The sequence below is a fragment of the Stenotrophomonas sp. 96582_Sma genome (genome assembly GCF_056480905.1).
This window is the reverse complement of sequence record NZ_CM151122.1, coordinates 4,711,048-4,724,033: the sequence shown is the minus strand read 5'-3', so window position 1 is coordinate 4,724,033 and position 12,986 is coordinate 4,711,048. Positions and strand designations below refer to the sequence as shown.

The following is a 12,986-nucleotide window of genomic DNA, read 5'->3' as shown; positions in this document are numbered from 1 at the left end:
TCCATCGAACAGGGCGTCACTGGGGACAGTGAATGTCCTACAGAGTATTGGGTGTCGTGACCACCTTGATCGGTTGCCGGCGACGCCGTAAAAAGCGCCTTCTTCCTTGCGGATGCGATGCACACGCTTGTGGTCGTCCCACCAGGCGTCCCAGCGAAGCATCACCAACACGGGCTCACAGCCATAATGGATGCGCGCGTGAGTGCCCGAAAGCACATGGTTCGCGTTCCGAGTCGCCCTTGCACTGACCGGAATTCAATCGTTGGCGGTCGTGCTGTTCGCTGGCGTCGTACTTCGAGCGTGTAGCTCGTTTCCCTCGGTGCCCTCTCCGCTGGATGCTCAGGCATTCTGGGCAACGGTAGCGTGCTTGATCGTCGGCCGCACCGTCTTCGCTATAGGTTCCCAGAGCCTTGGGCCAGGCATTGCTCGGTCACGCGTGTTGCGCTGCTGGTCGGAACCGAACCGCTCTCGGAGCGCTATTTGACTCTATTTGGATGGGTGAGGTCATTGGAAAAGCGGCTTGGGCGGGGGCGAGGCCGGACAGTCCGGAGGAGCGCTTGGGCTGGCGCCGATACCGATTGTGCTCAACGTCCCGCGGGAACCAGTCCAAAGCGCATCAGCTGAGCGGGTGCAGCTGGGCTGCTGACGTGAAACTCTGATATCCGCTTCTGGCCGAAAGCGGACGCTTAGCTCAGTGGCTGTCTATACGGCACATTCCTGGTCGGCGTGCTGACGGAGATTACCAAGTGGGTCAAGCGGAGCGGGCGAGGGATTGAACGGCGCTCCGGCAATAGCACACGCGTCGGCTGGCGTCGCGGCAGGTGAGATGGGCTGGGCTTAGCTTTTTGCCAAACTCGGCGGAAGGCGGCATAGTCTTGCACATATTACCGATCAAGTACTTTGCGGATATTCCCATGGACAAGAAGGGCAAGGCAGCCAACCAAGCTCTCTTTGAGGAAGACTACGTGCTGCGGTCACTCGGGCGGATTGGCTATGACCCAGATATGGCGCTCACTGAGCTGGTGGCCAACACGTGGGATGCAGGGGCTGCCAGGGTTGCCGTGATCATCCCGGAGGAAACAAGTGGCATGCTGTCGGTCGAAGACGATGGCCACGGGATGACCGAGGACCAGTTTCGCAAGCGCTGGATGACCTTGGGATACAACAGGCATCGAAGCCAAGGGGCGAACGTCCAGTTTCCTTCCGAACGCGACGATTGGGTACGCATGGCCTTCGGACGCAACGGTATTGGTCGCCATGGCTTGTTGTGCTTTTCTGATCATTACACGGTCGAAACTTGGACAAATGGCGTTCTTTCTACCTTCGTGATTGGGACCCGAAATCAGCCGTCGCCGTTCTACATCCAAAGCCATGAGACAGCCACCCGTTCGGGCCATGGCACCCGGTTGTTGGTGGAGGTTGAACGCCACCGCCCAGATCCAGATCGGATCAGGACGGTCCTGTCAGGACGCTTCCTGCACGATCCGCAGTTCGTCGTTTCGGTGAACGGCCAGTCCGTCCCGCTGTCTGAGCATGAGGGCCTTCTGGAGGAACGCAAGATTCAGGTCGAACCTGGCTTTGATGTCACGGCGTATGTGGTGGACACAACACGCACAGCGAAATCCACCCGCTACCAAGGCGTAGCGTTTTGGGTGAGCAATCGGTTGGTCGGGCTGCCGAGTTGGACCGTTGGGCCGATGGTCGTTCTGGATGGGCGGGTGCGCTTTGCCAAGCGCTATGCCCTCGTGATTGAGTGCGGATCGGAGTGGCTTTCCGAAATCGAACCAGACTGGTCGAAGTTCAAGACTACGGAGCGAACTGATCACCTTTTCGAAGCGGCCAACGGGTATGCCCAGGAAATGGTCGAGAAGTTGTCGGCCCACCTGATCGAGGAGAACTCAGAAGACGCGCTCTACAAGAATCGAGAGGATCTGCGGACGCTACCTAGGCGATCCATGCTTGAAGTAGCCCAGTTCACAAAGACCGTGGTGCATGACCAGCCAGGGATACCGCCGGAGACCCTCAACAAGGTCGTCAAAGCGGTTATCAAGATTCAGAAGGCACGAAGCGGTTCAAGTTTCCTTGACAAGCTGATGCAGCTGGATGAGCACGACATCGACGGGCTGGATCGATTGCTAGGACAGTGGACTGTGGAGGATGCGCTCACGGTTCTGGATGAGATCGACAGTCGTTTGTCCATCATTGCCGCCATGGAGAAGCTCAGCGGCGACCCGGAAGCTGACGAGTTGCATACCCTTCATCCGCTCGTGACGCAGGCGCGTTGGCTATTTGGGCCGGAGTTCGACAGTTCGGAGTATGCATCGAACAACACCCTGCGAACAGTCGCCACCAGTCTATTCAAAGCGAGAAAGCAGAATCAGACCTTTGCTAATGCTGCGAAGCGCCCCGACATCGTCGTCCTCTCCGATGCCACTCTCTCAATCGTCGGGACGGAAAGTTTTGATACCGGCAAGGATCAGCTCGTGATGATGCGCGATGTCCTGCTCATCGAGTTGAAAAAAGGGCGTTCTGAAATCGGTCGCAAAGAAATGAATCAGGCGGCAGAGTATGTCGATGAACTTGTCTCCAGCGGAGGCATACAGGGTGGGCCTTTCTTCCATGCCTTCGTGGTCGGCCATTCGGTCGCATCCAATATCCCAACTGTCAATAACCGGGAATACAACGGAGCCCAGCGCGGACGGGTAACAGCGACCACTTACAACCAGCTCGCATTGACAGCAAACCGGCGCCTCCATGGGCTAAAGGCAAGAATACCCTCACGGTACGAGGAGGTTTCTGGTTACGAGCTTGTCCAGAAAGTCATGGGGACGCCAAGCCAAGCATCGTTCGCTCCGCTGGCAGAGTAGGGCGGTGTCTAGCCCGGGTTAGACGATCGCTTATGGCCGAAAGCAGACATCGTTGACGAATCCCGCTGGGGCAGAGCTCCCGGAAGGCCTATTCAGAAACCACGTTCATCAACTGCTAGTGTTCGAGGGGAAGCCGCCCTGGCAGCCGTATGAAGTATGTGGACGAGGAGATCTGCAGATGAACAACCTTGATGACTGGCTTGCAAAAGCCGCAAACGCAACGCGCGCAGATGCCAGCGCGGGAACCGATGCGCTGCTGGCCCGCCTGGCCCAGGAGCCGCCACCTGCCAAGTGGGCGGGACGCCGCGAGCTCCGCCGCGCTGTGACCTGTGCTGCGTTGTCTGCGGTGCTGACCTGTGGCGGGGTGGGCTCTGCATTCCTCGTCACCCAGTCCAACCCGCGGCCCACTTGGGTCGCGGCGCCGTCTGCCATGTCCCCCTACGCCCTGCTGGTGGAACGCTGATGGCTATCGGAACCGCCATGCGCCTGCCTTTGGCGACCTTGGCCGGCGCGGTCATCGGCGTGGTTTGCGCCCTGGGGATCGGCTGGGGCTGGCACTACCTCAACCCTGGCCACAGCGACCTGCATGAACGGCTGCACGCCGTGGTGCCCCTGGACAATTCGGAGAAGGACATCCTGCAGGCCAAAGAGCAGCTCTTTGCGACGCGCAGGGGCGAGATCGAGGCGCGCTTGCGAATCGCCAACCGTCAACTTGCCGATGCCATTGCGGCCGATCCTCGCTGGAGTCCGCAGGTAGAGGCGGCAAGCAGGGAGGTCGAGCGTGCGGCGGGTGATCTGCAGCGTATCACGCTGGAGCACGTCTTCGAGATGCGTGCAGGGCTGAAGCCCGATCACCGCGCTGCCTACGACAAGGCGCTGCTGGACGCACTGCGCAACGATTCCCCTTGAAAGCATGGCCTGAGCGTGACGATCGAGGAAGACAACAACTGGGCCGTCGAAGCTGCTGCGGGTGACCCAGCGGCATTCGCGCGCCTGGTGCGCAGGCACTCGCCGGCCATCACACAGATGGTGCGAGGCATGGGCGTTCCGGAAACCGACGTGGACGACGTCGTTCAGGAAACTTTCGTGTCGGCGTGGCGCGCGTTGGCTGAGTATGACCCCGCTCGCCCAGTGCTTCCGTGGTTGATGCGTATCGGAATCAACAAGGTTCGCGATACCCAGCGTTTCCGCCGCGTGCGTTACTTCCTATTCAAGGCCCGGCCCATCGACGATGAAGAGGGCCGGACGCTGGTATCGGATCAGGCCGGCCCGGAACAGAGCGCCAGTTCCAGCCTTGAACTCGCCAGCGTGATGCGCGTGCTCGACAGCATCGATCCCGCCTTACGCGAGGCACTGGTGCTGACGGCATTCGTCGGTCTGTCCCAGGTTGAAGCGGCCGCTGCGCTGGGAATCAGCCTGAAAACGATCGAAGGCCGCGTACTTCGCGCCCGGGCAAAACTGGCCTCGGCGTTGGGTCGTTAGAAAAAAATCTCCCAGATGTGAGGGGAGCGGCACACAGGCCGCGTAGTGCATGAGACGACCGCTGATGCGGCATCACTGCACTGGACCCCTGGATGAAGTACTCATTGCTTGCCTTGTCGACACTGCTGGCGCTGTTCGGCACATCGGTGGCGTGGGCCGCCGACGCGCCCACCTACGAAGATCTACTGGAACAGAGCAGGGCGCAATCGCCTTACCTGCAGGAAAAGCGCTTCGACACCGCAGCGGCCGCCGGCGATGCCCGGCAGGCCAGAGCATTGCGCAACCCCACTATCGACGGCCTTGTCGAGAATCTCAACGCACCCTTAAGCAATGGCAGCAGCCAGCGCCAGACGACCTACACCCTGACCCAGCCGCTGGAGATCTTCGGCCAGCGGAGCGCGCGTATCCAGGCGGGCGAGAAGGGCCTGCAGGCGGCCGAAGCTCGGCAACACCAAGCGCAGGTTGAGTTCTCGGCAGCGCTGGCGGTGGCCTACGCCGCTGCCGAGGCCAGCCTGATTCGCCGGGCAATCGCGCAGGAGGATGTGGAGCGCGCCGAGGGCGACCTGCGTGCGGCCAAGGCTCTGGTGGAAGCTGGCAAAGAGGCCAGCCTTCGTTCCGCCCAAGCCCAGGCCGGCCTGAGCGCGGCGCAATCGGCTGCTGCCAGTCGCGATGCCGAGACGACGGCTGCTCTTGAGCAGTTGTCGGTGCTGGCCGGCCAGACCGAGACGTACTCAGGTGTGGGCCAGTCCCTTCTAGAGCGCGACTGGCCAACGGTGGGCGCAACCGCAGGCGATGCCACGGCGGTGCTGACAGCCAAGGCGGACGTGGACGCTACCGAAGCCCAACTGCGTATCGAAAGGCTCAAGCGTGCGCCGGACCTGAGCGTGTCTGCAGGGCGTCGCAGCTTTGCAGCAGGTGGGGACGCGCTGGTCGTGGGCCTTTCGCTGTCCGTACCGCTGTTCGACCGCAACAGTGGCGGCATCAGCGCCGCCCGTGCCCGTACCGACGCGGCCAGGGCGCGATTGGACGCTGCGCGCCTGCAGAGCCAGGCAGATCGCGCTACCGCGTTGTCCCAGGTGGCTGCGGCGCGACGCGGCCTCGAGGCAGCTGCCGAGGGTGAAAAAGCCGCGGCCGAGGCCTACCGCATGGGCCGTCTGGGGTATGAGGCCGGCCGCACGCCCCTGGTGGAACTGCTGCTCAGCCGCCGCACGTTGACAGAAGCGCGGCTGACCGTGGTCGATGCGCGCCTTGCCCGGGTCCGTGCCTACGCATCACTTGCAATGGCCAATGGCCAGATCGTCTTCGGAGACCGTTGAATGAAGCGAAACACCCCTTCCGTGAATACTCTGGGCATGCTCGGCGTCGCCGCGCTGGCGCTTGGCGCAGGCTTCGGCATCGCCCGCCTTTCGCAGTCCTCCAGCGCGCCTGCCCCGGCAGACGCTGCGCCCACTGCCGCTGAAGATAACGGCGGCGTGCAGGTCGTTGCCATTCCCGATGCATATCTTGGAGCAGCCGGTATTGCCGTTGAGGCTGTCACCTCTGCCGACGTGGCAGCCAACATTGGCGCAGCAGGCTCCGTCGTTGCCATTCCGGGTGGTGAAGCCGTGGTGGTATCCAGGGCCGCAGGCAACGTGACCGAGGTGCTTCGCCAGGTGGGCGACAAGGTCGCCAAGGGCGATGTCCTTGCACGGGTCGCCAGCCCTGATGGCGCACGCATTGCAGCAGATCTGCGCGTGGCCAATGCCGGTCTTTCCCTGGCGCAGAAGAACGCCAGCCGGGACCAGTCGCTGTTGGCGCAGGGGGTGCTTGCCCGGCAGGAGGCCGAAGCCAGCCAAGCTGCCTACCTGTCGGCACAGGCCGAAGCGCAACGGGCTGCGCTGGTGGCTCGCACCGCCAACGTCGATGGCGGCGGCAGCGTTTCGGTGGTCAGCCCCATCGCCGGGACCATCAGCAGTTCCCAGGCCACACTGGGTGTATTCGTTGAACCACAGGCCACCCTCTATCGCGTCACCGGCTCGAACGGCGTGGAGGTGCAGGCATCGGTGCGCGCGGGTGATACCAGCCGGATCCGCTCCGGTGATCCTGCCACCATCGTGCGCTCTGACGGCACCGTGGTATCAGGCAAGGTCCGTTCTGTAGCGACGGCGGTGGGAGGATTGACTCGAGCTGCAACCGTGGTGATTACGCCGGAAAACGCTGGCGCCGGACTTGTCGTCGGTGACGGCGTGCAGGTGCGCCTTGTGGCGTCAGCCGGGCAGTCCGGTGGCATGTCCGTTCCCGAAGAAGCCGTGCAGAACATCGATGGCAAAGACGTGCTGTTCGTGCGCACGGAGAAGGGGTTCAACGCCCAGCCCGTGTTCGTAGGCGTGCGTAGTGGTGGAATGGCGCAGATCCTCTCCGGTGTTTCCGCAGGAACCCGCGTAGCAACCCGCAACGCCTTCCTGGTGAAGGCGGAAATGAACAAGTCCGGCGGAGACGAGTGATGATCGAACAGGTGCTTACAGGTGCCGTGCGGCACCGCTGGCTGGTGTTGTTCATCACGCTGGTGATCTCGGTCATCGGTGCCTGGCAGTTGAACATGCTGCCGATCGATGTCACCCCGGACATCACCAACAAGCAGGTGCAGATCAACACCGTCATCCCCACGCTCAGCCCGGTGGAAGTGGAAAAGCGGGTGACCTATCCCATCGAGACCGCGATGGCGGGCCTGCGCGGCGTTGCCAACACGCGTTCGTTCTCGCGCAACGGTTTCAGCCAGGTGACGGTCATCTTCGATGAAAGTGCCGATCTGTACTTCATGCGCCAGCAGGTCACCGAGCGCTTGACCCAGGCCCGGCCGCAGCTTCCCGAAGGCGCCGAGCCGCTGATGGGGCCGGTTTCCACTGGCCTGGGCGAGGTATTCCACTACAGCGTCGAGTTCACACACCCCGATGGCAAGGACGCGCCACGCAACGATGGCAAGCCCGGATGGCAGAGCGATGGCTCGTTCCTGACCGATCAGGGCGATCGCCTGGCCGATGACATGGCGCGCCTAGCGTACCTGCGCACGGTACAGGACTGGATCGTGCGCCCGCAGCTGCGCACGACGCCGGGCGTGGCTGACGTCGACAGCCTGGGCGGCTATGTGAAGGAGTATGTGGTCGAGCCCAATGCAGCCAAGCTTGCTGAGTATGGGTTCTCCTACACCGACCTGGCGAACGCGCTGCAGGATGCAAATCTTTCGGTGGGTGCGGACTACATCCAGCGCTCTGGCGAATCCTATCTGGTGCGAGCTGATGCCCGTATCCGTTCGGTGGATGAGATCGCGCGGGCCGTGGTGGGTAACCGCAACGGTGTTCCGGTCACGGTGGGTGATGTTGCGCGGGTGGTGATCGACGGCGAGCTGCGGCGAGGTGCCGCCAGTCGCAACGGCTACGAGACGGTAGTGGGCAGCGCGCTGATGCTGGTGGGCGCCAACAGCCGCACCGTGGCCGCCGCCGTCGGCGACAAGCTCAAGGAGATCAGCAAGACCATGCCGCCGGGCGTGAGCATCGTCCCGACGCTGGATCGCTCGCAGTTGGTGGTGGCGACCATCAAGACCGTCGCCAAGAACCTGACGGAGGGCGCGCTGCTGGTGGTGGTCATCCTGTTCGCGTTGCTGGGTAACTGGCGTGCGGCAGTGATTGCTGCACTGGTAATTCCGTTGTCCCTGCTCTTCACCGCCATCGGCATGAACAAGCTGGGCATCTCCGGCAACCTGATGAGCCTGGGAGCGCTGGATTTTGGACTGATCATCGACGGTGCTGTGATCATTGTCGAAAACTCACTGCGACGATTGGCCGAGCGTCAGCATGCCGAAGGTAGAATCCTCACTCTGAGCGAGCGCCTGCACGAGACCATCGCGTCCTCCAAGGAGATGGTCCGCCCGACGATCTACGGACAGGCGGTCATCTTCCTCGTCTTTGTTCCGTGCCTGACGTTCCAGGGCGTGGAAGGCAAGATGTTCTCGCCGATGGTGATCACCCTGATGCTGGCGCTTGCATCGGCCTTTGTCCTCTCGCTGACATTCGTTCCGGCGATGGTCGCGGTCATGTTGAAGGGCCACATCTCCGAGAAGGAAGTGCGTGTAGTGGCGGCCACGAAGAGCCGTTACCAGCCGTTGCTGCGCAATGCGATCCGGCAACCGATGCCATATCTTGCCGGCGGATTGGGCGTATTGCTGGCCGGCGCGGTGGCGTTCTCCTTCGTCGGACGTGAGTTCATGCCGACACTGGACGAGCAGAACCTGAACCTGTCCTCCGTTCGTATTCCCTCCACCTCCATCGAACAGTCGGTAGCCATCGATCTTCCCCTGGAGAAGGCTGTGCTGACGCTTCCCGAGGTGCAGACCGTCTACTCCAAGGCGGGTACGGCGAGCCTTGCCGCAGACCCCATGCCGCCAAACGCATCGGACAACTACGTCATCCTGAAACCGAAGGACCAGTGGCCTGATGGTGTGAAGACCAAAGAGCAGGTCATCGAGCGCATCCGCGAGAAGACCGCGTTCCTGGTGGGCAACAACTACGACGCCACGCAGCCGATCGAGATGCGCTTCAACGAGCTGATCGGTGGTGTGCGCAGCGACGTGGCGGTGAAGATCTACGGCGAAGACCTGACGGCCTTGGCCACCAGCGCAGACAAAATTGCTGCTGTGCTGAAGAAGATTCCCGGGGCATCGGATGTGCGTGTGGCCCAGACCGGTGGCTTCCCGACCTTCGACATGGCGTTTGATCGCGCAGCGATCGCCCGCTATGGCCTGACCGTTAAGGATGTGGCTGATACGGTGTCGGCCGCGTTGGCCGGACGCCAGGCGGGCCAGATCTTTGAGGGCGATCGCCGCTTCGATGTGGTGGTTCGACTGCCCCGCGTCGACCGAAGTGATCTGGACGTCCTGGGTGCGGTGCCGGTCATGCTGCCGCCGGGGAATCAGGAAGGCAGCCCTTCGGTGCCGCTGCGTGAGCTGGTCAGCTTCCGCTTCACGCAGGGTCTGAACGAGGTGAGTCGTGACAACGGCAAGCGCCGGATCTATGTAGAGGCCAACGTAGTGGGGCGTGATCTGGGCAGCTTCGTGGACGATGCCAAGGTAGCGATCGCACAGCAGGTGCAACTGCCGACCGGCTCGTGGATCGAGTGGGGCGGGCAGTTCCAGAACCTGCAGGCAGCTACCCAGCGTTTGGCCATCATCGTGCCGCTGTGCTTCATCCTGATTGCCGCGGTGCTGTATATGGCCATCGGCAACGGGCTGTTGACCGGCACTGTGCTGACGGCCGTACCGCTGGCGCTGGCCGGTGGCTTCTTCGCGCTGGCCTTGCGTGGCATTCCGTTCTCGATCTCGGCAGCAGTGGGGTTCATTGCTGTTTCGGGTGTGGCGGTGCTGAACGGACTGGTGTTGATCTCCGCCATCAAGAAGCGTCTGCATGACGGCATGGAGCCGAACGAGGCGGTGGAGCAGGGTGCAATGGAGCGCGTCCGGCCCGTGTTGATGACGGCCTTGGTTGCTTCACTGGGGTTTGTACCCATGGCGATCGCAACCGGCACGGGTGCTGAAGTCCAGAAGCCGTTGGCGACCGTGGTCATCGGCGGCCTCATCACGGCAACCGTACTGACCCTGTTCGTCCTGCCGGCACTGTGTGGGCTGGTGCTGCGCAGGACTGCGCGCAGGAAGGCAGCGGGCATCGAGGACCCACTGCCGGCGCCGGAAACCGATTGAGTACGTTCCCTTCCACAGTTTCACGCCCGGCCCTGCGGATCGTTCTACGATCCGCAGGGTATTGGCATTTCTGCACTCCATTCCTCCGAGGACAGCCATGATCGAGGTTCTCCGTTTTCCGACCTTCAGGAATCTGTTCGCTGCCCAGGTGATTGCGTTGGTCGGTACTGGCTTGGCGACCGTGGCGCTTTCGCTGCTCGCCTATGACCTGGCCGGCGCGCAGGCCGGCCAGGTGCTCGGCACGGCACTGGCCATCAAGATGGTGGTCTACGTCCTGCTCGCGCCTATGTCCGGCGCGGTCGTGCCAGCCAATCTGCGTAAGCCGGTCCTGATCGGGCTTGATCTGGTGCGCGCGGCCGCGGCACTGTGCCTGCCTTTCGTGAATCAGATCTGGCAGGTGTACCTGCTCATCGCTCTTCTGCAGTCGGCATCAGCCTGCTTCACGCCGCTGTTCCAATCGACCATTCCGGAAATCCTCAAGGAAGAGCGCGACTACACCCGTGCATTGTCCTTGTCGCGGCTGGCGTATGACCTGGAAAGCCTGCTCAGCCCTGCGCTGGCGGCGGCCCTGCTGACACTGATCAGCTTCCATGGCCTTTTCGCCGGTACGTCGGTGGGCTTCGTCTGCTCAGCGCTGCTGGTCGTGGTCACGGCATTCCCCTTCGTTGCAGCCTCGCCGCGCAAGGAAGGCCCCTATGCACGGGCCATCCGTGGCATGCGTATCTATCTGAAGACGCCTCGACTGAAAGGCCTGCTGGCGCTGAACCTGTGCGCTGCCGCGGGTGGTGCGATGGTATTCGTCAATACGGTGGTGGTCGTGCGCAACGTGCTGGGCGGTGCTGAAGCCCAGGTCGCCTGGGCCCTGGCTGCGTTCGGCGGCGGCTCGATGCTGATGGCGTTGGTTCTTCCCAAGGTACTGGACCGCGTACCGGACCGTCGCGTGATGCTCTCTGCAGCCAGCATGATGCTTGCGGTGCTTACCGCCTTGGGGGTTACGTGGTGGCTGACGCCCTCCGCGATCGGCTGGCCCCTGGTGCTGTCCGGCTGGGCATTGCTGGGCATGAGCTACGCCGGCTTGGTGACACCAGGCGGCCGGCTGCTACGGCGCTCGGCAGAGTCCACTGACCTTCCTTTCCTGTTCGCCGCGCAGTTCTCGCTTTCCCACGTCTGCTGGCTGATTGCCTACCCACTGGCCGGTACCGTGGGGGCACGCCTGGGCATGCCGGTGGCGGTTCTGGCGCTCGCGGTGGTGGCCTGCGCGGGGCTTCTATTCGCCTGGCGTACCTGGCCTGCGAATGATCCTGACGCAATCACCCACCGACATGATGATCTCCCTGCGGACCACCCGCACATGCAGGAACACGCGCATACGGAACAAGGCCACTCGCACCGTTTTGTCATCGATGACAACCATACCCGTTGGCCCGGATGAACGACGAGTCACCAGAGATGCCCAGTAGCGCGCGCACGCTGAACACCCCCCCTTTTTCGTGTCGACTTTGATCCAGCAACACACTAGTCTTTGAGCATGACATCACTGCGCCGGATATCGAATGTGCGACTGCTCACCAGCATCTTTCTGATGCTGGTGGCGAGCATGTTCCTGCGCCCGGTGCTGAATCATCTTGGCGAGCTGCATGGTCTGCAGCACATGGTGCAGACCGCAGCCGAACATGGACATCCGCACGCGGGCGATCGTGATGCTGCAGATCGGGATCCTCTGCACGCGTCGGGCGGCCATGGCGTGCTGCACCAGTCCGATCTGGGCGGGTCACTTGGCATCCTGCTGGACGTAGCACTCCACGATCCAGCCATCGGCCGTGGTGCGCACCCCTGGCATCGCCAGGCAGCGTTCATTGCCCATCACTGCTCATCGTTGTTCAGGCCTCCCATCGTCGCGGCCTGATGCCGGGCGCATGTCTGCCGCGCTGCCTGCTTTCTGCGGGCGTGCGGCTGGCTTGCGGCTAGACGCATCGCAGTTCCCCTCTGTATTCCGGCCACGATCCGGCTGACTCCTGCGCCACCGCGCGGTAACGACGTGCATGCGTGCCCTGGCACACATCTGCATGGCGTTGCCGTGCGCCTGTGGCGGGGCGCGGCGCGGAGGTCCGTGGCATGTCATGTCACTCAAGAACTCCATCATGATCCCCAGACCACATTCCGGGTTATCCACCCGTACCCATCCCATGGCCATGCCGTCGCACTGGCCGCGCACGCTGCTCGCAGCGATAACCATGTTGCTACTTGTTTTCACTGCCGATGGTGCTCTGGCGCATGCCATCGCCGAGGGCGACAAGGGTTACATCCAAGAGATATCAGGGGTAAATCTGATCGCCTTCGCTTACCTGGGCGCCAAGCACATGGCCACCGGGTATGACCACATTCTGTTCCTGCTGGGCGTGATCTTCTTCCTTTACCGGATGAAGCATGTCGCGCTGTACGTCACCCTGTTTGCCATCGGTCATTCCACGACGATGCTGCTGGGTGTGCTCTTCAATGTGGGCATCAACAGCTATCTCATCGATGCGATCATCGGCTTGTCAGTGGTCTACAAGGCGCTGGACAACCTCGGTGCCTACCAGCGTTGGTTCGGCTTCCAGCCCAATACCAAGGTCGCGACACTGGTGTTCGGACTGTTCCATGGCTTTGGCCTGTCCACCAAGATCATCGAGTACGACATCTCCCCCGATGGTCTTCTTCCGAACCTGCTCGCCTTCAACGTCGGGGTGGAAATGGGGCAGATGCTTGCCCTGGGCGCCATCCTGATTGTGATGGGCTACTGGCGCCGCACCGCCAGCTTCTTCAAGCACGCCTACTTCGCCAACGCGGCAATGCTCTGCGCAGGTTTCGTCCTGATCGGCATGCAGCTGACCGGCTACGCCATTTCCTGAATCCTTGAGAGATCCCTA

The 12,986-nt window shown here is 62.3% G+C and carries 10 protein-coding genes; all 10 read left to right on the top strand.

Annotation, left to right across the window (positions count from 1 at the left end; translation table 11 throughout):
- The first annotated feature begins 914 nt into the window (after window positions 1–914).
- The 10 genes from ACZK2R_RS22170 (at window position 915) to ACZK2R_RS22125 (ending at window position 12,968) form a co-directional block, all read left to right on the top strand.
- Window positions 915–2,867 carry an ATP-binding protein gene (locus ACZK2R_RS22170; RefSeq protein WP_046984209.1) on the top strand — a complete coding sequence of 651 codons (1,953 nt, stop codon included), beginning with the start codon at window positions 915–917 and terminating at the stop codon, window positions 2,865–2,867.
- Between the two features lie 178 nt (window positions 2,868–3,045).
- A complete protein-coding gene (locus ACZK2R_RS22165; protein WP_046984168.1) occupies window positions 3,046–3,330 on the top strand; it encodes a CnrY/NccY family anti-sigma factor in 285 nt (94 codons plus the stop codon).
- Window positions 3,330–3,776 carry a periplasmic heavy metal sensor gene (locus tag ACZK2R_RS22160; RefSeq protein WP_046984169.1) on the top strand — a complete coding sequence of 149 codons (447 nt, stop codon included), beginning with the start codon at window positions 3,330–3,332 and terminating at the stop codon, window positions 3,774–3,776. Before ACZK2R_RS22165 ends, ACZK2R_RS22160 begins: the two co-directional genes overlap by 1 nt.
- A 15-nt stretch (window positions 3,777–3,791) precedes the next feature.
- Window positions 3,792–4,349 (top strand): RNA polymerase sigma factor, encoded by a 558-nt coding sequence (locus ACZK2R_RS22155; RefSeq protein WP_049441978.1) that lies wholly within the window; start codon window positions 3,792–3,794, stop codon window positions 4,347–4,349.
- A gap of 92 nt (window positions 4,350–4,441) precedes the next feature.
- Complete coding sequence (locus tag ACZK2R_RS22150) at window positions 4,442–5,665, top strand: TolC family protein (protein WP_065428117.1); 1,224 nt, start codon at window positions 4,442–4,444, stop codon at window positions 5,663–5,665.
- Window positions 5,666–6,832, top strand: coding sequence for an efflux RND transporter periplasmic adaptor subunit (locus ACZK2R_RS22145; protein ID WP_046984172.1), 1,167 nt, complete (start codon window positions 5,666–5,668; stop codon window positions 6,830–6,832).
- Window positions 6,832–10,077 carry a CusA/CzcA family heavy metal efflux RND transporter gene (locus ACZK2R_RS22140; RefSeq protein WP_478487667.1) on the top strand — a complete coding sequence of 1,082 codons (3,246 nt, stop codon included), beginning with the start codon at window positions 6,832–6,834 and terminating at the stop codon, window positions 10,075–10,077. Before ACZK2R_RS22145 ends, ACZK2R_RS22140 begins: the two co-directional genes overlap by 1 nt.
- Before the next feature lie 97 nt (window positions 10,078–10,174).
- Window positions 10,175–11,509, top strand: coding sequence for an MFS transporter (locus ACZK2R_RS22135; protein ID WP_046984174.1), 1,335 nt, complete (start codon window positions 10,175–10,177; stop codon window positions 11,507–11,509).
- 96 nt (window positions 11,510–11,605) lie between these two features.
- The gene (locus ACZK2R_RS22130; RefSeq protein ID WP_143048168.1) at window positions 11,606–11,983 is read left to right on the top strand and encodes a hypothetical protein; all 378 of its coding nucleotides are present in this window, start codon (window positions 11,606–11,608) and stop codon (window positions 11,981–11,983) included.
- A 361-nt stretch (window positions 11,984–12,344) separates the two neighbouring features.
- The gene (locus tag ACZK2R_RS22125) at window positions 12,345–12,968 is read left to right on the top strand and encodes a HupE/UreJ family protein (protein ID WP_197593503.1); all 624 of its coding nucleotides are present in this window, start codon (window positions 12,345–12,347) and stop codon (window positions 12,966–12,968) included.
- The last annotated feature ends 18 nt before the right edge of the window (window positions 12,969–12,986 follow it).

Coding starts and splice junctions, on each gene's coding strand:
- ACZK2R_RS22170 (WP_046984209.1), top strand. CDS start 915: ATGGACAAGAAGGGCAAGGCAGCCAACCAAGCTCTCTTTGAGGAAGAC.
- ACZK2R_RS22165 (WP_046984168.1), top strand. CDS start 3,046: ATGAACAACCTTGATGACTGGCTTGCAAAAGCCGCAAACGCAACGCGC.
- ACZK2R_RS22160 (WP_046984169.1), top strand. CDS start 3,330: ATGGCTATCGGAACCGCCATGCGCCTGCCTTTGGCGACCTTGGCCGGC.
- ACZK2R_RS22150 (WP_065428117.1), top strand. CDS start 4,442: ATGAAGTACTCATTGCTTGCCTTGTCGACACTGCTGGCGCTGTTCGGC.
- ACZK2R_RS22145 (WP_046984172.1), top strand. CDS start 5,666: ATGAAGCGAAACACCCCTTCCGTGAATACTCTGGGCATGCTCGGCGTC.
- ACZK2R_RS22140 (WP_478487667.1), top strand. CDS start 6,832: ATGATCGAACAGGTGCTTACAGGTGCCGTGCGGCACCGCTGGCTGGTG.
- ACZK2R_RS22135 (WP_046984174.1), top strand. CDS start 10,175: ATGATCGAGGTTCTCCGTTTTCCGACCTTCAGGAATCTGTTCGCTGCC.
- ACZK2R_RS22130 (WP_143048168.1), top strand. CDS start 11,606: ATGACATCACTGCGCCGGATATCGAATGTGCGACTGCTCACCAGCATC.